Raw genomic sequence first — 21,767 nt, forward strand, 5'->3', positions numbered from 1 at the left:
GGCTCAGGAACGGTGGAAGCGGTGCGGGGCGAAGGGCAGCGGTACGACCTGGATCGGCACATCCTTGCCGCGCAATTCGACGGTGAGGCCGGTGCCTTCGGCCGCCAGGGCAGGGGCCACATAGCCAATGGCAATGGGGCCGGCCACGGTGGGGCCGAAGCCGCCCGAGGTGACGATGCCGACGGTCTCGCCGGCCTGGTTCTTCAGGGCCGCGCCCTCGCGTACGGGCGAGCGCCCTTCCGGCTTGAGGCCGACGCGGATGCGAGCGGGCCCTTCCGCGATTTCGCGCTGGATGCGGGAAGCGCCGGGAAAGCCGCCCTGTTCGCGCCGGCGCTTCTGGATCGACCAGAGAAGACCGGCCTCGATCGGCGAGATCGTGGGATCGAGTTCATGGCCATAGAGGCACAGGCCGGCTTCCAGGCGCAGCGAGTCGCGGGCGCCGAGGCCGATCGGCTTGACCCGTTCGTCCGCGAGAAGCGTGCGCCAGAGCGCAACGGCCTTGTCGTTGGGAACCGAAATCTCGTAGCCGTCCTCGCCGGTATAGCCCGAGCGGGAGAGGCCGACCGCAATGCCGTCGAAGGTCGAGCGGTGGGAGGCCATGAAGGGCATGGCTGCAGCGTCCGGGCAATGATCCGCCAGCACGGCGGCAGCGAGAGGGCCCTGCAGCGCGAGCAGGGCATAGTCGGCGGCGACGACCAGTTGGGCGCTGTCGCCGATCTTATCGCGCAGGAGCGCAAAATCGGCTTCCTTGCAGCCGGCATTGACCACCAGGGCAAGCTTGCCGTCTTCGGCGGGGTCGGTCGAGCGCGCCACCATCAAATCGTCGAGTGTGCCGCCCTCATCGTTCAGGAACTGGGTATAGCGCTGGCGACCGGGGGCGAGATTGAGAATATCGGCCGGCACCAGGGTTTCCAGGGCGGTAGCGACGGCGTCATGGCTGTCGGCGATGAGATAGGCCTGCCCCATATGCGATACGTCGAACAGGCCGGCGGCGCTGCGCGTGTGGTTGTGCTCGGCGATGATTCCGGTGGGATACTGGACCGGCATGTCGTAGCCGGCAAACGGCACCATGCGCGCGCCGAGGGCGACATGCTCGGCATGAAGAGGAGTCTTCAGGAGCGTTTGCGGATCTGGGCTTGCGGCTGGCTCGGCCATGGGGACTCCGGCAAAAGGGTGCACGCCGGACGAATGTCCGGTTGTGCCCCCTCTGTCGCGGTTACCTGAGAGATTTCGCGATTCCGCACCCTGGGGAACCACTTACGCCCTTCGGTGAGCCCGAATGCTTGCGCATTCGTGCCGCTTTCCAGAGTTTCGTTCCCCCGCGGTCCGGGTGCCTGAGAGTTTCCGGGGCGGTTGCTCCTTCGGCGCCGGTCCGTGATTCCCAAGAGAATCAGACCGAACTCTTCCGCGGGGATCGGCCGAATGCCGGGAAGCTATCCCTGGCCTCACCTGTCGTCAACCCAACAGAATACGGCGCGATGAGAAAAGGTCTGAGGAATTTTAAGGCGCTCAGCCCCGCCGCTTTTTCTTGGTGACCGTGCCGCCCTTGCCGTCGAAACCGACCACGATGTCATAGGAACTGAGTGGCTGTTCGAGGCCGATGGTGATCGGTGCCGAGGTATCGACCACCCGGAAACTGCCCGGGCCGCCGCCAGGCGTCGCCGCGGCTGAGACGCGGATCACCTTGGTGTAGACGGGCTTCTCGTCGCGGTCGCGGATGGTGATGCGCACCGGCGCCGAATAGCCGCCGCCCCCGGCCGAGGCGACATGGCCCTCCACGCCGATCTTGATGGTAACGGTATTGCCGCTGGCAAGGTCGCACTCACGGGCGAAATTGGTGATCGAGAATTGCGCGCTGGGAGGGCCATAGGCCGCAGCACCGGTAGGAATGTTGATCTGCGGGCATTCGGTATCGGGGTCGAAATCCACCCGCAGCGGCGCTTGGGAGGCGGTCTGCGTCTGCGTTGGCGCAGCCGTTTCCGTCGGCGTGCCATAGACACCGGTGATCATGCTGCTGGTGCAGCCGCCGAGAAGGAGCGCCGGGGCGACCACACCTGCCAACAGGGCGCTACGAGCCGCCCAGACGCCATACTGACTGCCAACCATCGTCACGCTCCGCTGAATGCACGGCGTCCTTATAGCATGCCGTTCGGCTTCGGCCAGTCCGGCAGGCGCGCGCATGCACAGGCCCTTCGGTCCGATTACCAGTCCGTGTGCTGCAGGAAGCGGCGCAGGATGTGATGGGAGTAAAAACTGGCGACTGTGGCGAGGAAAGCCGGAAAATCGACATGGGCATTGTCGTCGGCGCTGTCGGAGATGGTACGCAGCACGGCACAGGGCACACCATAGTCGTGGCAGATCTGGCCAATCGCTCCGCTTTCCATCTCGATGGCGAAAGCGTCCGGAATGTCGTTGCGCAGGGCTGCGACCGCGGCATGGCCGTTGACGAACTGGTCGCCGCTGATGATCAGGCCGCGATGGAGGCGGGGGGCGGCGAGAGCGAACCGTTCGCGAATCTCGGCGGAGAGCTGCGGCAGATCCTCGGCCAGGAAGGTCTCGATCGCCCGCGACAGGCTGTTGCTGATGGCGGCATCGGCGGCAAAGCGGGACATGCCCGTCAAGGGTACCTCATAGCGCGGGAAGATCGGCCTCGCGTCGAGATCGTGCTGGAGCATCGCATCACCGACCACGATATCGCCGACCTTCACCGATCGGGCCGCGCCGCCGGCCACGCCGACATTGAGGATGGCGCCGACCTGATAGGCATGGATGAGGCCCGCAGTGGCGGTGGCGGCGGCGACCTTGCCGACCCGCGAGAGCGTCAGCACGCAGGGACGGCCGAAGAGATGGCCGCTGTGATAATCCCTGCCGCCGATGCGCAGTGTCTGTGTGGCGCCGTCCTGCTTCATCAGGGCGAAAAGCGCTTCGGCCTCCTCGGCGAGCGGGACGAGAATGCCGAGGGGCGAGGTAGAAGAGATTGTCATGGGGGCTTCCGGGGGAGGGCGGTTCGGCGAAGGCGGGAACAGGCACCATAGGCCATTCGTTCATCGTCTTGATGTCAAGCCATTCCGAGGCGGCCGCCGGCCTTGCCAAAAGAAAAGGCCGGGACTGAGCCCGGCCACCTCGTCTCGTTCATGGGGGAGGCGCGGCGTCAGACCGCGATGCGCTCTTCGATCTCGTTGGGCTCGCGCAGCACATAGCCGCGACCCCAGACGGTCTCGATGTAATTGGACCCGTTGGTGGCGTTGGCGAGCTTCTTGCGCAGCTTGCAGATGAAGACATCGATGATCTTCAGCTCGGGTTCGTCCATGCCGCCATAGAGATGGTTGAGGAACATCTCCTTGGTCAGCGTGGTGCCCTTGCGCAGCGAGAGCAGCTCCAGCATCTGATATTCCTTGCCGGTCAGATGCACACGCGAGCCATGGACCTCGACCGTCTTGGTGTCGAGATTGACCACGAGGTCGCCGGTGGCGATCACCGACTGGGCATGGCCCTTGGAACGGCGGACGATGGCGTGGATGCGCGCAACCAGCTCATCCTTGTGGAAAGGTTTGGTCAGATAGTCGTCGGCGCCGAAGCCGAGACCCTTCACCTTATCCTCGATGCCGGCAAGGCCTGATAGAATCAGGATCGGCGTCTTGACCTTGGCCACCCTGAGGGAGCGCAGAACCTCGTAGCCCGACATGTCGGGAAGGTTCAGGTCGAGCAGAATGATGTCGTAATCGTACAACTTGCCGAGATCGACACCTTCCTCGCCCAGATCCGTCGTATAGACGTTGAAACTCTCTGACTTGAGCATCAGCTCAATGCTTTGCGCCGTGGCGCTATCGTCTTCGACAAGAAGTACGCGCATCTCAATCCCCCACTGCGGCCTCGGAGGGTCGACCGCCGTCGCGAATGCGCAGACGGCACGGTGAAGTCACCTCGTCGATGATCAACCGCGACGCTACGCAGGCATGGTTAACAAATTGTGATTCTCTCATGCAAGCGAAACTTGAAAACAAGGTACAAAACTCCCTGTAACACATTGCCTGAAAGACAGATTCGGTGAGCAGCAAGCGTCAACATTCACATGAAGAAACCTGCCTAAGCGATTCAACCGACTCACCCATTCGCCGCAGGATTTGGACAAACGTGGCGGTGAGTTCGTTGACCGTTGTTAGGGATCATTAACGAGGCAGGTAAATTAATGGTTACCGTCGGGGCAGGTTCTTAGGGATTTAGAACGAATCAACAGCTTTCCTCGAGTGCCCCGTCCCATGGCGAGAGCGGCGGCTGCTTCATCGGCGAGGAAAGAGGCTGGTCGGTTCATTGCGGGGCCGCTTCATCGAATCTGCTTGCTTCTTCAAGCTGTTAGAAACAAGTGAACGCAGTATTAATTCTGCCGTCGCTGCCCAGTGTGAAGCATAGTGCCGACCGGAGCCGGTAGTCTTTCCGCAGTCGGCCGATCCCAGGAGAAATCTTAAGAAAAGCGGCCGCCGCATGGAGAAGTGATGTATCGACTTGGTAAATCATGGCGCACGATTTTCTTGACTGTCGACTGTCCCGCCTTGGTTCGCGGCTTTTTTGCGGCGAGTAAGGAAGAATTCACGTCCATGCCGGATGCTGTGGGTCTTCGCCGGGCCGATGGCTTGGCGATCCGATTGTGCGGCCTATCCTCCACCATAGGGCGGCGGGCCGATGCGGCTGATGGAGTAATGAGTAATGAAGTCGCGCGATACCCTTATTCGTCTCAAGCGCTTCCAGGCAGACGAGAGACGCCGCCAGGTCGTCCAGATCGAAACCATGGTGGCTGAGTTCGAGCGCATGGCAGCCGAACTGGACCGCGAAATCAAGGCTGAGGAAGCCAAGGCCGGCATCACCGATCCAAGCCATTTTGCCTATCCGACCTATGCCCGCGCAGCGACTGCGCGTCGGGACAATCTGCGTGGCTCTGCCGATGATCTGAAGGTCAAGCTGGAAGATGCCAGGAGCGCGCTCGCCGATGCCCTGGAGGATCTGAAGATGGTCGAGACGCTCGATGACCGCGAGAAGGCAAGCGAGCGCAGCATCGCCGCTCAATAGATACCGACGCTGGACGTACAGGCCCGGCCGGCCTCCGGCTTGGGTACCATCGGGATGATACGGGGCCGCCGCTCACTGCTTGGGTGTCGGCGGCTTGGTACTGGTGCAGCGCAGATCCTTGCGCACGCAGGCGATACCCGGGGTCGAGCACATCGGCTTGCCGTTCACCACCGCACAAATGATGCATTCATCGGTGATTTCAGTACAATCGGGGTGACCGGCGATGAAGGAAAACACGCGGTCGTCAGGGGCAACAGGCTGGGAAGGAGCCGGAGGCTCCGCCGGTTTGGCCTGATTGTCCTGCGCCAGCACCGGCCACCATCCCTGGCCGACGGTCAGCAGGGCCGCAGCCAGACACAGGCGGATCAGCACGCTGCGCATGAGACATACTCCCTGCAATCGGCCTTCTCGGTGGGGATCCTAGAGCAAAGTGCGTCAGCCGCGAAATGCCGTAACCTCGATTTCAACCTTGATCTCTGGCTTGATGAGATCGCAGATCAGCATTGTGGCTGCCGGCCTGATCTCGCCGAAGATCCGGCCAGTCACCGCCATCACGGTCTCCACATGCTCGGTGCCGGTCACATAATAAGTCGCGCGCACCACCTCGCTCATGGCAAAGCCGCCCTCGGCCAGCGCCTTTTCGATGGTCGCCAACGTGTTTTCGGTCTGGGCGGCGACATCTTCCGGCAGCGTCATGCTGGCATAATCATAGCCGGTGGTGCCTGAAACGAAGCACCAGTCGCCCTGCACCACGGCGCGGGAATAGCCGGCGCTGCGTTCGAGCGGGGAGCCGGTCGAGATCAGTTTGCGGGGCATGGATATTTCCTCACACCGGCGTGGCCGCGATGCGCACGCCGCCATCGATCGTCTCGACGGCGACGGACATGCCGGCGGCCCGGGCGATCAGCCCGGTATAATAGGGCTGGATCAGATGGCTATCGAGCGTGCCGTTCTCCGGCTCGCCCGCCAGAAGGTTGATCAGGCCGGGCGGAATGCGCGAATTGCCCCCGAGCGAGATCACCTCGAAGGTCGGAGCCTCGGGATCTCCCGTCACCTTGGCATTGATGGAGCCGCCGCGCGGAATGGTGGTGGTGGAGACCACGAGCAGGTTCAACAGCAGCTTGACCTTGTTCTTGGGCATGAACTGGCGCGGCGCCGACCAGCTGAGCGTCACCTTCTCGTCCTGGATGAAGCCCCTGGCCACATTCTCGGCATCGCCGAGGTCGATCGAGGCTCCGGCCGAGCCGGCGGCACCGAAGGCGATCCGTGCAAATTGTAGGCGGGCCGAGGCATTCCTGGAGCTTTTCTTGATCAGGTCGAGGGCGAAGGCCTTCATCGAGGCATCGTCCTCGTCCTCGAGGACCTCGAGCCCGTTGACGATGGCGCCGACCGGATTGATCACATCATGGCACACGCGAGAGCAGAGCAGGGCGGCCAGATCAAGCGCATCGAGTTGAAAACCAGCGGTCATCGCAGCACCCAGGGTAAATCAAGAGAGAATCAGGTCTCGGAAATAAGGTTTTCAGATAGACTCTGCCGCACGGGATGTGAAGGCGCTAAGCCGATTCCCCCTGATCGAGCCAGGCTCGATCAGGGGGAATCGGCACAATCTCAAACGGTTGCCGTGCTTCCCGATATCGCCCGTTTACGGGCGATATCGGGAGACTCTGCCTGGGCATACCGCCGTTCCGTTCCGCGCTTTGTACAACCCAGGAGCGCGATCTCGAAGGGATGCGGAAAGGCAAGGCAGACCCAATATTCTTGCGGCATGGTGTCCATGAGACTAAACAGGCCCTGTTATCGGAGGCCCCTTTGAACCAGACCGCTCAGTCCTCGTCCCCGCTCGCTTCCACGCCCGATGCTATTGCGCGTGTCTTTGCCGACATTGCCCGTGAAGCGGGCGTCGCCATCATGCAGGTCTATGCCAAGGAATGCACGGCCCGCATCAAGGATGACCGCTCGCCCGTGACGGAGGCCGACGAACTGGCCGAGGCGATCATCCTGCGAAGGCTGGCGGATGTGATGCCTGATGTGCCGGTGGTGGCGGAAGAGTGCGCGGCCAAGGGCGTAATTCCCGAGGTCGGAACCCGCTTCATCCTGGTCGACCCGCTTGATGGCACCAAGGAATTCCTTCACCGCAACGGCGAGTTCACCGTCAACATCGCCCTGATCGAAGATGGCAGGCCGGTGGCGGGCTGCGTGTTCGCGCCGGCTGTGGATACGCTTTACGCTGGCGGCGACACGGCGTGGCGCGTGCAGGACGGCGTCGAAGAGTCGATCTCCACGCGGGCCTACCCGGCCGAAGGACTGACGGCCCTGTGCAGCCGTTCGCATCCTGACGCCAAGAGCGAGGCTTTTCTGGCTGAATACCCCATTGCCGACCGGCGCGAGGCGGGGTCATCGCTGAAGTTCTGCCGGGTTGCGGAAGGCGTCGCCGATGTCTATCCGCGCTTCGGGCCGACCATGGAATGGGATGTCGCCGCCGGCCATGCCGTGCTCTCCGCTGCTGGGGGGCAGGTTCTGATGCCCGATGGCGAAGATTTTCTCTATGGCAAGACCGAGGCCGGCTTCCGCAATGTCGCCTTCGTGGCCTGGGGCCAAGATACTCCCCGCAAATAAGACACGCCTCCCAAGCAAGACACTCCTGGCAAATAAGCTCGCTCCCCGTAAATAGCCACGGTCGAGCCCTTGCGGCGGCCCCGCTCGATCCCGGGTCGGTGCAATCCTGCAGGCCTCCTTGCCTCAATCCTGCGTAAATCTAGCCATGCTTCCGGTCGTTTTGCCTGTTGGAATCGCATGGTCGTATCGCCAAAGCCTCCTGCGATCTGGTGGCCTCACCGGGACCCGCGCGGACGCGTCGAAACGAAGAACGAGGGCAAGGCAGCGCTGCCTTGCAGACGCACTTTGCCCTTGGAAGCAATTTGTTAACGCTGATGGGCCACAAAATAGGGCTCACAGAGGCCAGACCCTCAGCCAACGAGGCTCGCGATGAACGATATTCTTCCCCGCCGCAAGGCTCTTACCATGATGGCCGGCATGGCTCTGTCCGCGACCGGCTTCGTCTCCCCGTCTCTGGCGCTTGCGCAGTCGGAGCGGCCGGAGCGCATCTCCTCCAACGAACTCGTCAATTCAGGCCATCGTTTCTTCGGCACCGTGTCGAGGGACCTGGCGCTCACCATTCAGAAGGCCGTGGCGCGCTGGGGTGAGCCCAACGGCTACATCCTCGGCCAGGAAGGCTCGGGCGCCTTCATCGGAGGGCTTCGCTACGGCGAGGGCACGATGTTCACCCGCAATGTCGGCGACCGCAAGGTCTACTGGCAGGGCCCCTCCGTCGGGTGGGATTTCGGCGGCGACGGCGCGCGCACCATGATGCTGGTCTACAATATGGACCGGATCGACGAGATCTACAGCCGCTTCCCCGGAATCGCCGGTTCAGCCTATATTATCGGTGGCTTTGGCATGACCGCGCTGGGCGATGGCAATATGATGGTGGTGCCCATCAAGTCCGGCGTCGGAGCCCGCCTCGGCATCAATCTGGGTTATCTCAAATTCACGCCGTCCGCGACGTGGAATCCCTTCTGATCACGCACAACCTTGCGGGATCCTGAGGGCGGTTGCTGGCTTTCATCTTGGCAGAAAAACGCCGATGCCAGCGCTGCCATCAGATCATCTAGGCAAACCGCACGTCATGGATGCTGACGGGACATCGAAGTGCGATTTTAAGCACGCTGTGCGTTTTCACCCTGCAATGTCGTCGAATTGACGTATAGTACAGCGAAGATATCGCCGTACTGAGACTCTGCCGTGCTCGATTATGCGATTGCCTTTTTCCTGGGAGGAGCGCTCGCCGCCCTGGCCGCATTGGCCATGGTGCCCGCGATCTGGGGCCGTGCGCGTCGCTTGATCCGCCGTGAAATGGAAACGGCGCTGCCCCTGTCGATGGCGCAGGTTCGGGCTGCTCAGGATCATGTCCGCGCGGAAGCGGCCATACGGCATCGCCGCCTTGAGCAGAAGGTTGAGAACGAGAGAGCCCGGCGCCATCAGCTCATGGCTGAACATGGCCGGCAGACCGAAAGGCTGCGCCGGCTCGAAACCCTGCTCGGAGTTGATGCTGCCAGGCTTGCCCAGATGGAAGAAGGTGCTGCCAACGCCCAGCGCGGCGTGCTCGCCGCCCAGCAGGATGTTGCAGCCCTCAAGGCAGAGCTGGCGGCAGCGCAGGTAACTATTGCGCTGCGCGACGACGAAGCGCTCGATCATGGCCGCGAACTTGCCTCGGCGCGGGGAAGCAATGACAGCCTGCGCATCGAAGTGGTCGCTCTTCGCACCAAGCTCGCTGCGGCGGAAGATGGCGCGGTTCTGCATCAGCATGAATTGCAGGAAGTGCTGGAACTGGCGTCCGGCAAGGATGATCGCCTCGCCACCCAGTCCATCGAGTTGATGCGGCGCGATACTGCGATCGCCGCCCTCGAGGCGCGCACGGCCTCGTTGCAGCGCGAATTGCAGACGATGGCCGACAGGAGGCAGGTGGCCGAAACGGAGAAATCGGACAGTCAGGTCCGGTTCTCGGATTGGGAGGCAGACCTGCGCCGCAAGGACGCCCTGCTGGCCGAGCGCGATGCGCGGCTTGCGCTGGCGGCCGGACGGGAGGCCGAACTGATCGCCGAGCTCAATCGCCTGCGCCGCAGCGCGGAGCCGAGCGCGGCCGAGGAAGAAATCGGTGCCCTCAAGATCGAGCGGGCTCGCTTGCAGGCCGAACTTGCCGCTCTTCGCGAAGAGGCTCATGAATCCTGGCTGCGCATCGAAGCCGACAACAGCCTGCTGCGGCGTGAAATGGCACAGGTCGCTGCCGAGATCGCCCGCGAGGCGGCGACCCGCAGGGCCGTCGGCGTGGTGCCCGGACCGGAGCGCCAGGCGGCGAACGATCTGGCGGCGAACGAGCCGCAGGCTGCAGACAGCCGGGAAGCCGCGCCCCGCTGACGGCGTTGCCCATGCATTCTCGGCTTGTAGTTATACCGACGCCTTTCAAGGTCTTTCGAATCTAAAACCCGGCGAAGGCTGGATAGGGCATTGCGACCCCTCATCCGCCCCCTCGGGGCACCCAGTCCACTCCAAGTGGAGTGGACCGATACCCGCAAGGGGAGAAGGCGAGCGGCGAGCGCTGCGCCTTCCAAAGTGATCCCCTTCTCCCCTTGTGGGAGAAGGTGCTGGCAAGCGGATGAGGGGTTGCACCGCTCTATCTGGACTTCAGAACTCAACATCTTGAAAGGGGGGTCATCAGACCCGCCCCCCAAATGCCGCCTCCCGTATCGGCTTGCCGTGAGTCACTCTTTTCGCGACCCGGTATAATGATCTCGGCTTAAAGCGCGGCGGCGATCTTCGCCGCCAGGCGCGCATTGTTTTCCACCAGGGCGATGTTGGCGATCAGGCTGCGCCCCTGGGTGAGGTCAAGCATGCGCGAGAGCAGGAACGGCGTGAGAGCCTTGCCGGAAATGCCCATGGCATCGGCTTCGTCCACGGCCGCCTCGATGGCGGGATTGATCTCATTAGCGGCGATCTCGTCGGCCAGCGGAATGGGATTGCCGACCAGCACGCCGCCATCGAGGCGCAATTCGGCGCGGGCGCGGATCAGGGCGGCGATGTCGGCGGGATCATCGAGGCGCATCGGCGCCGCCAGGCCGCTCTTGCGGCTCCAGAAGGCGGGAAATTCGTCGGAGCCGTAGCCGACAACCGACACGCCGAGCGTTTCCAGCGTTTCCAGGGTTTTGGGCAGGTCGAGAATAGCCTTGGCGCCGGCGCAGACGACGCAGACCGGCGTGCGCGCCAGTTCCTGCAGGTCAGCCGAGATGTCGTAGGTCTTCTCGACACCGCGGTGCACGCCGCCGATGCCGCCCGTGGCGAAGACGCGGATACCGGCACGGTCGGCGGCGATCATGGTGGCTGCCACCGTGGTGGAGCCGTTCTTCCTGGTGGCCACGGCATAGCCGAGATCGGCGCGGCTGAGCTTCAGGAAGCCCGTGGCCTGGCCCATGGCTTCGAGCTGGCTGTCCTCGAGCCCGGCATGGATGACGCCGTCCAGCACCGCGATGGTCGCCGGTTCGGCGCCTCCAGCCCTGACGGCAGCTTCGACCTTGCGGGCTGTCTCGACATTCTGGGGCCATGGCATGCCATGGGTGATGATGGTGGACTCGAGGGCAACCACCGGCTTGCCCTCGCGGAGGGCTGCGGCGACGGCGGGCGAATGGGTAATGGAGGTCATGGCTCTATCGTTTCGAGGGGATGGGAAAGGGCGTGGCGGGCCAGCACGGCCTGTATGGTGAGATCGGAGCGCACAGTCTGGGGTGATTCGACCGTAAGGGCGGCGGCGGCCATGGCGCGACGGGCTGCCGTGAGAAAGGTGTCGCCGGCGGCAAGGCGCGCCAGCGTGCCGCCGGCCAGCGCATCCCCGGCACCGTTGACGTTGGTCGGGCGGGAGGGAAGCGCCGCGATCGGCGTGACCTTGCCCCCCTCCCAGGCGAGAGCCCCTCGGGGACCGAGCGTGAGCAGTCCGCGCGGCACCGGGCCGGCAGCGAGCCTGGCAGCCAGATCCTCCGCTTCGTCCTCGCTCCCGAGCAGGGCGCGCGCCTCGTAGAGATTGAGGAAGAGGATGTCGATCGCAGCCAGGATGGGTACGAGCTTGGCCAGTTTCTGTACCGAGACGGGCACGCAGGCGAGGGGACGGGCACCCTTGGCTTCTGCCACGGCCTGCAATGCAGCTGGCGGCAGGTTGGCATCGGCGAACACATAGCCATCCGAAGGGAAGGCAGCCAGCCGGGCGGCGATGGCTTCGGGCGCGATCCGGTCGAAGATCGCCATGTCGGCGAGGCCGATCACCAGCTCACCCTCGCCGCTGAAGATGGCGGTGTAGGAGGCGGTCGTCCCCCCGCTTGCAGTGGTGACGCTGGTCATGTCGATGCCGGCCCGGCTGCTTTCCTCCATGACTCGGCGACCCTCCAGGTCGTCACCGACCAGCGAGATGAGGCCGACATCGACGCCCAGGCGCGCCAGATTCTCCGCCACGTTACGGGCAACGCCCCCCAGGCTGGTGCGCATCGTGCCGATGTTCGAGGTGTAGAGGCGCTCCTTCGCATCGGCGGTCTCGCCGACGCGGTCGATGACGCAGCCCCCTGCACACAGAACGGGACGATAGGCCATGCTTCCTCACGACGGGCAGCTCTTCGAGATGCCCCAAAGCGCCTCCCGTGCCACAGATTCGTGCCCGCAACAATGCGACGCTCCGCCGGTTGCCGCTTTCCTCTTGCGTCATGCCACGATTGCAGCCATGAGAAGCGCGCCTTCCGGTCGAGCAGAATTTCCTGATAGCACCCACGAACGGGCACTATCAGGAAATTCTGCAGGCGTTTGAGATCCAGCGGATTCCCTCTGGTCGAGCCACGGGCTCGACCAGAGGGAATCCGCCTAGGCCTTGCTCTTTCCCGGCAACCGCCACATTTTGCGCATTCTTGTTTGGCTTTTGTGGCTCTTCTTCCCTCCGAGATGGTTTCATGCGCACTGCCCCCCTGCTTGCTGCCCTGTTGCTGATGGCCTCGCCAGCCCTGGCCCAGACGGAGCCGCAACCTTCGCCGCCCCAAGCCCAGCCACAGCCTCAGGCCGAACAGCAGCCTCAAGGTCAACCCGCTCCCCAAGCCCAACCTGCTCCCCAAGCCCAGCCGCAATCCGGGACGCAGCCCGCCGTACAGCCCCAGGGGCAGGCACAGCCGCAGCCCCAGACTCAAGTCCAGGTTTGCACCACGCCCACCGATCCCGCCGGCTTCCCGGCCTGGCTTGAGAATTTCAAGAAGGATGCGCTGGCCAGGGGCATCGGCACTCAGGGAATGGCGGCTCTGGACGGCGTCAGCTACGACCCCAAGGTGATCGGGCTCGATCGCGCCCAACGGAAGACCTTTTCGCAGACCTTCGAGGAATTCTCGGGCCGCATGGTCAATGCCTACCGCATCAAACGCGGCAAGCAGGTGATCAAGAAGTACCAGGCGGTGTTCGACAAGGCCGAGGCCGAATATGGCGTGCAGGCGCCGATCATCGCTTCCCTGTGGGCGCTCGAGACCGATTTCGGTGCCAATGTCGGCAAGTTCGAGAGCATCCGCTCGTTGGCGACCCTCGCCTTCGATTGCCGCCGCGGTGACAGGTTCCGCCCCGAATTGTTTGCCGCCCTCACCATCGTCGACAAGGGCGACGTGCCGCTGCACGAAATGCGCGGCGCCTGGGCGGGCGAGATCGGCCAAGTCCAGTTCATGCCGACTTCCTATCTCAAGCATGCGGTGGATTTTGACGGCGATGGCCATAAGGATCTGGTCAAGAGCCAGGCCGACGTAATCGGTTCCGTGGCCAAGTTCCTGTCAGGCCGCTGGCAGCGCGGCGCCGGCTGGAACCCTGGCGAGCCGAATTTCGATGCCCTCAAGGCTTGGAATGGCAGCGAGCTCTATCGCAAGACGGTGGCGTTGCTGGCCACGAAGATCGCGGAATAGCCAAAAGGCCGGTCCCGAGACCCAATGCAGTTCACTTAAGCGTCTTCGAGTTTGCACGATCTTTGTCATTGCCGGGCTCGACCCGGCAATCACAATTCGGAGCGTTTGTCCCTTAAGTGAACCGTATTAGGTCCCGAGACCGGCCTTTTCCATGTGGGACCGTGAAAATCCCCTGTTCGGCATGAAACCCGCGTGGCAAGGTTGCGGCTTGAGCCCGCCACACCGGAGTTTCCCGATGCTTCGCCGCACCTTTCTTGCCCTTGGCGCCCTCGCTGCCATGGCCGTTCCCCTTGGATTGACCCAGGGACCGGCCGAGGCCCAGACGCTGCCCGATCTCAAGGGCCGCACCATCGTCGCCGTCACCGAGAACGCCTATTTTCCGCTGAACTTTACCGATCCGAAGACGGGGCAGGGCATCGGCTGGGAATATGATGCGATCAACGAGGTCGGCAAGCGCCTCAATGCCAAGATCGAATGGAAGACCTCGTCCTGGGACGCCATGATCCAGGCCGTGCAGAACGGCCAGTTCGACATCGGCATGGACGGCATCTCCATCACCGATGAGCGCAAGAAGCAGGTCGCCTTCACCGACCCCTATTTGGTGTCCGAGCAGTTCATGCTGGTGCGGGCCGATGAGAAGCGCTTCACCGACGCCAAGGGCTTCGCAACCGACGACAAGCTGTTCGTCGGTGCCCAGTCCGGCACCACCAATTTCTTCGTCTCGGTCACCGATCTGCTTGGCGGCAACGACAAGAGCCCACGCCTCAAGCTGTTCGAGACGTTCGGGGCCTCGGTACAGGCGCTTAAATCGGGCGATGTCGATACGGTGCTGATGGACAAGGCCGGCGCCGAAGGCAACATCGCCGCTTCGCCCGACAGCTTCAAGATCGTCGGCAACGGCCTCGGGCATGACGAGTTCGGCTTCATCCTCAAGCAGGGCTCCGATCTCATCGGTCCTGTCAACGCTGCCCTGGCTGCGATGAAGGCCGACGGGACGACCAAGGCTCTCGATAAGAAGTGGTTCTTCGACTACAAGACCGCGAACTGAGCCGGTGTCGGCCGCCTGGTGCCATGGCGTCACGGCGGGCGGAACGAAGCGATGACGAAAACGCCCATCGGTCCGATCCTCGGGCCGCCTGCCTCACTTCCGGATCTTCCTTTCTGCAGATGACGACATCTCCCGCCGCCGGCACGCCCCGCCACGCGCCACCGCCGCCGCCCTCCTTCCTGTCGAAAGTGCCCTGGTGGCTGGTGATCCTCGTCGTGCTCGGGGCCGCCGTCCTGATCGGCGGCCTGGCCAGCGAGCAATATCGCATCATCTTCGGCGTGGTCGGGCAGGGGCTCTTCGTCACCATCCGGGTGACCGTGATCGCCTTCGCCGCTTCATTGGTTCTCGGCACCATTCTTGCGCTGGGCCTGGTGTCGCACTCGCGCTGGCTCGGGGAGGCGCTCAAGGCCTATGTCGAGGTCATGCGCGGCGTGCCCATGATCGTGCTGCTCTATTATATCGCCTTTGCGGTCGGCCCGGCACTGATCGAAGGCTATGTCGCGCTGTTCGGCCCAGCCATCGCCGCCGGTTTCATGCCGGAGATCACCATCCGCGATTTTAGTTTCGAGTGGCGGGCGATCTTCGCGCTGACCCTGGCCTATTCGGCCTTCATCGCCGAGATCGTGCGCGGCGGTATCCAATCCATCCCCGCAGGACAGTTCGAAGCCGCGCAGGCCCTCGGCCTTACGCGCTTCAAGACCATGCGCCTGGTCGTGCTGCCGCAGGCCTTCAAGACGATGACGCCGCCGCTCGGCAACGACCTCGTCTCCATGCTGAAGGATTCCTCGCTGGTGTCTGTGCTCGGCATCGCCGACATCACCCAGAACGGCAAAACTTATACCGCTTCCACCTTCCGCTTCTTCGAGACCTATACGGTGGTGGCCTTCTTCTATCTGGTGATGACCATCGGCCTGACCCTCCTGGTGCGCCGGCTGGAGCAGCGCATGCGTCGCAACGAGGTTCGGCAGGATTAGGGGTACTGGAGGGTCGATCTCCAGATTGACCTCTTGGAAACGCTGAGTGTGCGGATAAAGAGGTCAATCTGGAGATCGACCCTCCAAGGAGGTTGGAAACCCACAGTCCCTTGCGCCGTCCTGGCCGAACTGGCACATTCCGTCAAGATCATGCCAGATGTTTCCTCTCCCGCCGGTCCCCTCGTGGCCGTGCTCGTCTATGATGGCCTGTGCACCTTCGAGTTCGGGGTGACCTATGAGGTGTTCGGCCTGCCGCGCCCCGAGATGGGGCCTTCCTGGTATCGCTATGCCACCTGCGCCATCGAGCCCGGCCCGTTGCGGGCGGCAGGCGGGCTGACGGTGGAACCGCATGCCGGCCTGGAACTGCTGGACGAGGCCGATCTCGTCATCGTGCCGGGCTGGCGTGGTATCGACACGCCGGTGCCGGCGGATCTGATCGCCTGTCTCAAATCCGTGCATCGGCGCGGTGCCCGCCTGATGTCGCTGTGTTCCGGTATCGCCGTGCTCGCCGCCTGCGGCCTGCTCGATGGCCGGGAGGCGACCACGCATTGGCGCTATGCGGCTGATATCGGCGCTCGCCATTCCAGTATCGTGCTCGACCCGGACCGACTCTATGTCGACCTCGGCGACGTGCTCACCGCTGCCGGCAGCGCGGCGGCGCTGGATCTGTGCCTGCATGTGATCCGGCGGGACTTCGGGCCGGATGCCGCCAACACCGTGGCGCGCCGGCTGGTGGTGCCCCCGCATCGCGATGGCGGCCAGGCCCAGTTCATCGAACGGCCGGTGCCACGCGAGCGCGAGTCCGCCCGACTCGCCCCGTTGATCGACTGGCTGCGGCAGAATTTGGCCCTCCCCCATCGTATCGAGGCGATTGCCGCTCGTTCCGGCATGAGCCAGCGCACCTTCCAGCGCCGTTTCGAGGAGACGACGGGGTTGCCGCCGGGAGAATGGCTGGTGGCCGAGCGCGTGCGGCTGGCTCGGGAACAGCTCGAGCGCAATCTCGGCGCCTCGCTCGGTGACGTTGCCGCAAGCTGCGGCTTCAATTCGCTGGAGACGATGCGCCATCATTTCCGGCGTCGCGTGGGCGTCAGTCCTGCGGCCTATCGGGCGCGCTTTTACGGCGGGTAGCTCTTCCTGAGATTGCAGGCTTCCAGCCTGCTTCTTCCTAGCCGGAGCTTGTCCAAGGCAGGCTGGAAGCCCATAGGCGCTAACTTTGCGAGTGGAGGCGCCTGAAACGAGGTGTGCCGATCTCCAGATCGGCATCTTCCTGCCGGCAAGCACAGCGCTTCCAAGATGGTCGATCTGGAGATCGACCCACCAGATAAGCACCGAGTTCCACAAAGTGAGCGCCTATGGGCTGAAAGCCTGCGATCTAAGAAGTTTAGTCGGCAAATTTCAGCACGGATTGCAGCAAACCCGGGAATTTGTCCTCGACGTCCGGACGCAGGGCCACGAAGCAGCGCGTGCCTTCCTTGCGGTGGCTGACGATGCCGGCCTCGCGCAACTGTTTGATGTGATGGCTCAGCGTCGAATTGGCGACCTGGCAATCGAATTCCGTCGATCCCTTCTCGCCCTCCGCGAGCAGCGTGGTGACGATGTGCAGCCGCACCGGATCACCGAGGGCGGCCAGAACGCCGATCAGATTGATGTTGTTCACATCGGGGTGAGGGTGTTGCTTCATGGCTTCTTCTACCTATATTCGACGAACATCGAACTTTGAAACTTTAACGCCTCGGCGAGCCGACCACCAGTTAAGTCTGTGTAAGCCAGGTGCAGGAGTGTCAATCGATCACCCAGAAAAGCCATTTGGAACAAGGTTCTTCCAATGCCCTCCTTACTTGATCCCATTCGTATCGGCGCGCTCGACCTGCCCAACCGCGTCGTCATGGCCCCGTTGACCCGCACCCGCGCCAGCGCAGGCCGCGTGCCCAACACGCTGATGCGCGATTACTATGTCCAACGCGCCTCGGCCGGCCTGATCCTGACCGAAGCCACCGCCGTCACGCCGATGGGCGTGGGCTATCCCGATACCCCCGGTATCTGGTCGCGGGAGCAGGTCGAGGGCTGGAGGGTCATCACCAAGGCCGTGCACGAGGCCGGCGGGCGCATCGCCCTGCAGCTTTGGCATGTCGGTCGCATTTCCGATCCTGTCTATCTCGACGGGGCCCTGCCGGTAGCGCCGAGCGCCATCGCGCCTGCAGGCCATGTCAGCCTCATCAAGCCCGAAAAGCCCTATGTCACGCCGCGTGCACTCGAACTCGACGAGATCCCCGCTATCGTTGAGGCCTATCGCCAGGGCGCTGCCAATGCCAAGGAGGCCGGCTTCGACGGCGTCGAGATCCACGGCGCCAACGGCTATCTGCTCGACCAATTCCTGCAGGATTCCACCAACAAGCGCACCGACGCCTATGGCGGCTCGATCGAGAACCGGGCGCGGCTGATGCTCGAGGTCACCGACGCGGTGATTTCGGTTTGGGGTGCCGACCGGGTTGGCATGCATCTCGCCCCGCGCGGCGATTCGCATTCGATGGGCGATTCCGACGCGCCGGCCCTGTTCGGCTATGTCGCCCGGCAATTGGACGCCCGCGGGATCGCCTTCATCTGCGCTCGCGAATACGCCGATGGTTCCAGCGTTGCTCCGGTGATCCGCAGCAATTTCAAGGGCGTCTTCATCGCCAACGAAAAATTGACGGCCGCAGATGCGGAGGCCCTGGTCGAGAGCGGCGCAGCCGATGCGGCGGCTTTCGGCAAGCTCTTCATCTCCAATCCGGACCTGCCCAAGCGCCTGTCGCTCGGCGCACCACTCACCCCGTGGAATGCCGCGACCTTCTATGCCAAGGGCGCCGAGGGCTATACGGACTATCCGGCGCTGGAAGAAGTGCCGGCGTGACCCTCCTGGGAGCGCGGACTTCCAGTCCGCTCTTCCTGTCCTGCACGCGCAGCGTTTCCAAGAGCGGACATCGCGACATGCAGGCATGTCGCTAAAGCGTTTTGCGATTTGGTGGAATCACCAAGAACAGCGTTTCCGTCTAAACGCGCTTTGCTCTAGGATCTCCGCGTTCCTTTACTTAGCCTTCTTCACGTCCTTGATGTCGGCGAAGACGATGGCCGGTGACCTTTCGCCCTGATAGCGCAGGTCGAAGGCGGATTTGGCCATGAACACCGGATCGCCGTCGAGATCGTCGGCGATCGAGAAGTTGTGGGAAGTGAGGAAACTGTCGAGCTCTTGCTTCGTCGGTGCCGAAACCCAGCGCGCCAGCGCGAATTCGGAGGGCTCGAAGCGGATCTCCAGCCCGTACTCGGCGGCGAGCCGACCCTGCAGCACGTCGAGCTGCAGGGCGCCGACCACGCCGACCAGGGCAGGGGAGCCGTCGCGCGGACGGAACACCTGCACCACGCCTTCCTCAGCGAGGTCCTGCAGGGCGTCCTTGAGCTTCTTGGCCTTCATGGCGTCGGGCAGGCGCACCCGGCGCAGGATTTCCGGGGCGAAGCTGGGTACGCCGAGGAAGGCGATCTCTTCGCGCTCGGTGAGCGTGTCGCCTATGCGCAGGGCACCGTGGTTGGGAATGCCGACCACATCGCCCGCATAGGCTTCCTCGGCCAGAGCGCGATCCTGGGCGAAGAAGAATTGTGGCGCGTTGAGGCTCATCGACTTGCCGGTACGCACCTGCTTCACCTTCATGCCGCGCGTCAGCTTGCCCGAGCACAGCCGTACGAAGGCGATGCGGTCACGGTGATTGGGATCCATGTTGGCCTGGATCTTGAAGACGAAGGCGGACAAATTGTCCTCCGTCGCCTCGACCATGCGGGTGGCCGCCTCCTGGTCGCGCGGCTGGGGCGCGTAATCGCCCAGGCCCTTGAGCAGGTCGCCCACGCCGAAATTCTTGATGGCCGAGCCGAAGAACACCGGCGTCATATGGCCTTCGCGGAAGGCGGCGAGATCGAACTCGCCGCAGGCTTCCTGGACCAGCGCGATCTCCTCGGAGGCTGCTTCGGCGTCGATGGAAGGCACGGCGCGGGCGAGGGCGGCCGCATCGCCAGCCTCGACTGGAATCGGCGCGGTGTCCTTGTCGAGCAGTCGGACATGGCTGGCTGCGAGATCATAGGTCCCGGCGAAGTCGCGGCCGCGGCCGAGTGGCCAGGTCATCGGCACGGTGGAGAGGGCCAGCGTCTTCTCGATCTCGTCGAGCAGTTCGAAGGGGTCGCGCCCCTCGCGGTCCATCTTGTTGATGAAGGTGACGATGGGAATGTCGCGCAGGCGGCAGACCTCGAACAATTTGCGCGTGCGCGCCTCGATGCCCTTGGCCGCGTCGATCACCATCACCGCAGAATCGACGGCAGTGAGCGTGCGATAGGTATCTTCCGAGAAGTCCTCATGGCCCGGCGTGTCGAGCAGGTTGAAGACGAGGCCCTCATATTCGAAGGTCATCACCGAGGTGACCACCGAAATGCCGCGCTCGCGCTCGATCGACATCCAGTCCGAGCGGGTATTGCGCTTTTCTGCCTTGGCCTTGACCTGGCCGGCCAGCTGAATCGCCCCGCCGAACAACAGCAGCTTTTCCGTCAGCGTGGTCTTGCCGGCGTCCGGGTGGGAAATGATGGCGAAGGTGCGCCGCCGCTCGACTTCGCGGGCGAGCGGGGTGATGGCCGAAGTGTGTGACAGATCGTTCAAGGCGGAACCGCAGAAAAGTTTGAGGCCCAGAAGCGGGGGCGATCATCGGGAATTGGCGCGCTTTTGGCACGAAACGGGGCTCGCGTCACCCCCGGCGATATAAGCGCGGCCTGTGGATTGATCACGCAATGCAAAAAAACTGAAACTTGCCTGTTGCAATCCGTCACGGGCTTTGGCATAGAGCGCCCACGCCGATGCAACGAGCATCTGCGGCCCACGGATGCGGGAGTAGCTCAGGGGTAGAGCACAACCTTGCCAAGGTTGGGGTCGAGGGTTCGAATCCCTTCTCCCGCTCCAGTGGACCCTTCGGGGAAACAACAAAAAAGCGGTCCTTCGGGGCCGCTTTTTGCTTTTCGGGCCAATGGCTGGCCAGCTGTTCCATGACTTCCTACTTCTTGCCGCCCATCAGGGCGATGAAGTCGGCGGCCTTGTCCTTTTCGTACATGGAGCCTGTGGTGATGTCGAAGCCGGGCTTGATTCCGCCGGCCTGCATCGCGGCGAGCGAGAGGGCGAGATAGCTCTGGGCCTGAGGGTCCTGCCAGGCCGCCGCCATCACATAGCCGTCCTGCACCTCGTTGGCGGTATCGAGCGAATTGCCCCAGCCGACCACCGGAATCGCGCCCGGCTTCACGCCGACCTGGTCGAACACGCGCTTGATGCTGCCGGAGACGAGGTCGCCGAGGGGGAGAATCGCCTTGATCTTGCTGCGGTTGGCCGTGAGGTAGTCGCTCATGCGGGAGATGATATCGGCCTGATCGAGCGTGGCGTCGGTGATCTCCCAGCGGATATTCAGCGGCTTGAACACGCTGGCGATGCCCTTTTCCTGGTCGGCGCCATAGGTCGCGCCCGGCACTTCCACCGGCATCCAGACGAAATCGCCCGATTTCACCAGTCCCTTGTCGACGAGGTAGCGAGCATGGTCGGCGCCGGCCTTGACATTGTCCCCGCCCACGAAGGTGGAAAAGCGTACGGTCTTGTCGTCGGAGTTGAAGGCGATCACCGGGATCTTCTTGGCATTGGCCTCCTCGACCGGCTGCACCAGGCTGCCGGCCGCGGGGCTCGCCGTGACGATGCCGTCGGCGCCGGCTGCGATGGCGGCACGGATGGCTTCCTGTTGGGAGGCGACATCACCATTGTGGAAGGAGGTGTTGACCTTGTTGCCGGTGTCCTTGGCCCATTGCTCGGCGCCGGCCAGGAAATAGGTCCAGACGGGGTCGGCGGCCGAGCCGTGCGAGATCCAGTAGAATGTCTTGGAGGCCGCCTCGGCCGGGGACGGCGCAGACGAGAACGCTATGCACAGCGCGGCGCCGGCGCCGAGCCCCCAACGCATCATCCGTCCGGCCAGAACTTTCAGTCGCATCATTTCCTCCCGATGTGATTGTTCGTTGTTGTGGTGATGCCGGCACCAGGCTGAAAGACTTGGTATGCGCATCCCCGACGAAGCATCCTACATCGGCGGGCGCTGCCAGATGCCGCAGATTCCACCA

At 63.4% G+C, this 21,767-nt stretch carries 21 protein-coding genes, 1 tRNA gene and 1 riboswitch; of the genes, 10 read left to right on the forward strand and 12 right to left on the reverse strand.

The genetic code is table 11. From position 1 onward, the window contains the following. Window positions 1-3 precede the first annotated feature (3 nt). The 4 genes from gcvT to ctrA form a co-directional block, all read right to left on the reverse strand. Window positions 4-1,155 carry a glycine cleavage system aminomethyltransferase GcvT gene (gene gcvT / locus ACZYTC_RS02310; RefSeq protein ID WP_488988818.1) on the reverse strand — a complete coding sequence of 384 codons (1,152 nt, stop codon included), beginning with the start codon at window positions 1,153-1,155 and terminating at the stop codon, window positions 4-6. 157 nt (window positions 1,156-1,312) lie between these two features. Further along, a riboswitch (glycine riboswitch) is annotated at window positions 1,313-1,418 on the reverse strand. A 91-nt stretch (window positions 1,419-1,509) separates the two neighbouring features. After that, entirely contained in the window at window positions 1,510-2,106 is a 597-nt protein-coding gene (locus ACZYTC_RS02315; protein WP_434957684.1) for a hypothetical protein, read from the reverse strand. 95 nt (window positions 2,107-2,201) lie between these two features. Next, window positions 2,202-2,984 (reverse strand): 5'-methylthioadenosine/adenosylhomocysteine nucleosidase, encoded by a 783-nt coding sequence (locus ACZYTC_RS02320; RefSeq protein WP_441770401.1) that lies wholly within the window; start codon window positions 2,982-2,984, stop codon window positions 2,202-2,204. 167 nt (window positions 2,985-3,151) lie between these two features. Further along, window positions 3,152-3,853: a response regulator transcription factor CtrA gene (gene ctrA, locus ACZYTC_RS02325; protein WP_434957682.1), complete on the reverse strand. Its 702-nt coding sequence runs from the start codon at window positions 3,851-3,853 to the stop codon at window positions 3,152-3,154. Window positions 3,854-4,704: 851 nt separating this feature from the next. Here ctrA and fliJ point away from each other — a divergent pair. Further along, window positions 4,705-5,064, forward strand: coding sequence for a flagellar export protein FliJ (gene fliJ, locus ACZYTC_RS02330; protein ID WP_434957681.1), 360 nt, complete (start codon window positions 4,705-4,707; stop codon window positions 5,062-5,064). Between the two features lie 72 nt (window positions 5,065-5,136). Here fliJ and ACZYTC_RS02335 read toward each other — a convergent pair whose 3' ends face one another. The 3 genes from ACZYTC_RS02335 to chpT are packed head-to-tail and all read right to left on the reverse strand — an operon-like array spanning window position 5,137 to window position 6,535. Further along, on the reverse strand, window positions 5,137-5,445 hold the full coding sequence (locus ACZYTC_RS02335) for a hypothetical protein (protein WP_434957680.1): 309 nt from the start codon (window positions 5,443-5,445) through the stop codon (window positions 5,137-5,139). A 54-nt stretch (window positions 5,446-5,499) separates the two neighbouring features. Next, window positions 5,500-5,880 (reverse strand): RidA family protein, encoded by a 381-nt coding sequence (locus ACZYTC_RS02340; protein WP_454815303.1) that lies wholly within the window; start codon window positions 5,878-5,880, stop codon window positions 5,500-5,502. 10 nt (window positions 5,881-5,890) lie between these two features. Further along, entirely contained in the window at window positions 5,891-6,535 is a 645-nt protein-coding gene (chpT, locus tag ACZYTC_RS02345) for a histidine phosphotransferase ChpT (RefSeq protein ID WP_454815301.1), read from the reverse strand. Window positions 6,536-6,876: 341 nt separating this feature from the next. On the opposite strand from chpT, the gene cysQ reads away from it, so the two are divergent. The 3 genes from cysQ (at window position 6,877) to ACZYTC_RS02360 (ending at window position 10,041) form a co-directional block, all read left to right on the forward strand. Next, window positions 6,877-7,683, forward strand: coding sequence for a 3'(2'),5'-bisphosphate nucleotidase CysQ (cysQ, locus tag ACZYTC_RS02350; RefSeq protein ID WP_441770402.1), 807 nt, complete (start codon window positions 6,877-6,879; stop codon window positions 7,681-7,683). Between the two features lie 369 nt (window positions 7,684-8,052). Then, entirely contained in the window at window positions 8,053-8,646 is a 594-nt protein-coding gene (locus ACZYTC_RS02355; protein ID WP_068286233.1) for a DUF1134 domain-containing protein, read from the forward strand. A gap of 222 nt (window positions 8,647-8,868) precedes the next feature. Next, window positions 8,869-10,041: a hypothetical protein gene (locus ACZYTC_RS02360; RefSeq protein ID WP_488988819.1), complete on the forward strand. Its 1,173-nt coding sequence runs from the start codon at window positions 8,869-8,871 to the stop codon at window positions 10,039-10,041. 379 nt (window positions 10,042-10,420) lie between these two features. Here the strand turns inward: ACZYTC_RS02360 and ACZYTC_RS02365 are convergent, their stop codons facing one another. Together ACZYTC_RS02365 and ACZYTC_RS02370 are read right to left on the reverse strand one after the other, a co-directional pair. Further along, window positions 10,421-11,320 carry a pseudouridine-5'-phosphate glycosidase gene (locus ACZYTC_RS02365; protein ID WP_441770404.1) on the reverse strand — a complete coding sequence of 300 codons (900 nt, stop codon included), beginning with the start codon at window positions 11,318-11,320 and terminating at the stop codon, window positions 10,421-10,423. Then, window positions 11,317-12,255, reverse strand: a complete 939-nt coding sequence (locus ACZYTC_RS02370) for a carbohydrate kinase family protein (protein WP_488988820.1) — start codon at window positions 12,253-12,255, stop codon at window positions 11,317-11,319. Before ACZYTC_RS02370 ends, ACZYTC_RS02365 begins: the two co-directional genes overlap by 4 nt. Before the next feature lie 350 nt (window positions 12,256-12,605). Here ACZYTC_RS02370 and ACZYTC_RS02375 point away from each other — a divergent pair, with 350 nt between their 5' ends. From ACZYTC_RS02375 to ftrA, 4 genes are all read left to right on the forward strand, one after another. After that, window positions 12,606-13,586, forward strand: coding sequence for a lytic murein transglycosylase (locus ACZYTC_RS02375; protein ID WP_434957673.1), 981 nt, complete (start codon window positions 12,606-12,608; stop codon window positions 13,584-13,586). A gap of 235 nt (window positions 13,587-13,821) precedes the next feature. Next, on the forward strand, window positions 13,822-14,634 hold the full coding sequence (locus ACZYTC_RS02380) for a transporter substrate-binding domain-containing protein (RefSeq protein ID WP_441770407.1): 813 nt from the start codon (window positions 13,822-13,824) through the stop codon (window positions 14,632-14,634). A gap of 119 nt (window positions 14,635-14,753) precedes the next feature. After that, a complete protein-coding gene (locus ACZYTC_RS02385) occupies window positions 14,754-15,608 on the forward strand; it encodes an amino acid ABC transporter permease (protein WP_434957671.1) in 855 nt (284 codons plus the stop codon). Between the two features lie 129 nt (window positions 15,609-15,737). Then, window positions 15,738-16,736, forward strand: coding sequence for a transcriptional regulator FtrA (gene ftrA / locus ACZYTC_RS02390; protein WP_488989969.1), 999 nt, complete (start codon window positions 15,738-15,740; stop codon window positions 16,734-16,736). Window positions 16,737-16,989: 253 nt separating this feature from the next. Here the strand turns inward: ftrA and ACZYTC_RS02395 are convergent, their stop codons facing one another. Beyond that, window positions 16,990-17,289: an ArsR/SmtB family transcription factor gene (locus ACZYTC_RS02395; protein WP_441770409.1), complete on the reverse strand. Its 300-nt coding sequence runs from the start codon at window positions 17,287-17,289 to the stop codon at window positions 16,990-16,992. Window positions 17,290-17,433: 144 nt separating this feature from the next. Here ACZYTC_RS02395 and ACZYTC_RS02400 point away from each other — a divergent pair, with 144 nt between their 5' ends. Then, the gene (locus ACZYTC_RS02400) at window positions 17,434-18,498 is read left to right on the forward strand and encodes an alkene reductase (protein WP_441770410.1); all 1,065 of its coding nucleotides are present in this window, start codon (window positions 17,434-17,436) and stop codon (window positions 18,496-18,498) included. A gap of 174 nt (window positions 18,499-18,672) precedes the next feature. Here ACZYTC_RS02400 and ACZYTC_RS02405 read toward each other — a convergent pair whose 3' ends face one another. Next, a complete protein-coding gene (locus ACZYTC_RS02405) occupies window positions 18,673-20,280 on the reverse strand; it encodes a peptide chain release factor 3 (protein WP_434957668.1) in 1,608 nt (535 codons plus the stop codon). 222 nt (window positions 20,281-20,502) lie between these two features. Here ACZYTC_RS02405 and ACZYTC_RS02410 point away from each other — a divergent pair. Further along, window positions 20,503-20,577 (forward strand) — tRNA-Gly (locus ACZYTC_RS02410). A 91-nt stretch (window positions 20,578-20,668) separates the two neighbouring features. On the opposite strand, the gene ACZYTC_RS02415 is transcribed toward ACZYTC_RS02410, so the two are convergent. Beyond that, complete coding sequence (locus ACZYTC_RS02415) at window positions 20,669-21,610, reverse strand: substrate-binding domain-containing protein (protein WP_488989970.1); 942 nt, start codon at window positions 21,608-21,610, stop codon at window positions 20,669-20,671. Window positions 21,611-21,767: the final 157 nt, after the last annotated feature.

The sequence above is a fragment of the Labrys sp. F242 genome (genome assembly GCF_057813875.1).

Excerpts from the sequence above, each read along its gene's own strand:
- ACZYTC_RS02355 (WP_068286233.1), top strand. The coding sequence starts at position 8,053 with ATGAACGATATTCTTCCCCGCCGCAAGGCTCTTACCATGATGGCCGGC.
- ACZYTC_RS02340 (WP_454815303.1), bottom strand. The coding sequence starts at position 5,880 with ATGCCCCGCAAACTGATCTCGACCGGCTCCCCGCTCGAACGCAGCGCC.
- ACZYTC_RS02400 (WP_441770410.1), top strand. The coding sequence starts at position 17,434 with ATGCCCTCCTTACTTGATCCCATTCGTATCGGCGCGCTCGACCTGCCC.
- ACZYTC_RS02320 (WP_441770401.1), bottom strand. The coding sequence starts at position 2,984 with ATGACAATCTCTTCTACCTCGCCCCTCGGCATTCTCGTCCCGCTCGCC.
- ACZYTC_RS02385 (WP_434957671.1), top strand. The coding sequence starts at position 14,754 with ATGACGACATCTCCCGCCGCCGGCACGCCCCGCCACGCGCCACCGCCG.
- fliJ (WP_434957681.1), top strand. The coding sequence starts at position 4,705 with ATGAAGTCGCGCGATACCCTTATTCGTCTCAAGCGCTTCCAGGCAGAC.
- ACZYTC_RS02370 (WP_488988820.1), bottom strand. The coding sequence starts at position 12,255 with ATGGCCTATCGTCCCGTTCTGTGTGCAGGGGGCTGCGTCATCGACCGC.
- ctrA (WP_434957682.1), bottom strand. The coding sequence starts at position 3,853 with ATGCGCGTACTTCTTGTCGAAGACGATAGCGCCACGGCGCAAAGCATT.
- chpT (WP_454815301.1), bottom strand. The coding sequence starts at position 6,535 with ATGACCGCTGGTTTTCAACTCGATGCGCTTGATCTGGCCGCCCTGCTC.
- ACZYTC_RS02365 (WP_441770404.1), bottom strand. The coding sequence starts at position 11,320 with ATGACCTCCATTACCCATTCGCCCGCCGTCGCCGCAGCCCTCCGCGAG.
- ACZYTC_RS02315 (WP_434957684.1), bottom strand. The coding sequence starts at position 2,106 with ATGGTTGGCAGTCAGTATGGCGTCTGGGCGGCTCGTAGCGCCCTGTTG.
- ACZYTC_RS02415 (WP_488989970.1), bottom strand. The coding sequence starts at position 21,610 with ATGCGTTGGGGGCTCGGCGCCGGCGCCGCGCTGTGCATAGCGTTCTCG.
- ACZYTC_RS02395 (WP_441770409.1), bottom strand. The coding sequence starts at position 17,289 with ATGAAGCAACACCCTCACCCCGATGTGAACAACATCAATCTGATCGGC.
- gcvT (WP_488988818.1), bottom strand. The coding sequence starts at position 1,155 with ATGGCCGAGCCAGCCGCAAGCCCAGATCCGCAAACGCTCCTGAAGACT.
- ACZYTC_RS02380 (WP_441770407.1), top strand. The coding sequence starts at position 13,822 with ATGCTTCGCCGCACCTTTCTTGCCCTTGGCGCCCTCGCTGCCATGGCC.
- ACZYTC_RS02335 (WP_434957680.1), bottom strand. The coding sequence starts at position 5,445 with ATGCGCAGCGTGCTGATCCGCCTGTGTCTGGCTGCGGCCCTGCTGACC.
- ACZYTC_RS02375 (WP_434957673.1), top strand. The coding sequence starts at position 12,606 with ATGCGCACTGCCCCCCTGCTTGCTGCCCTGTTGCTGATGGCCTCGCCA.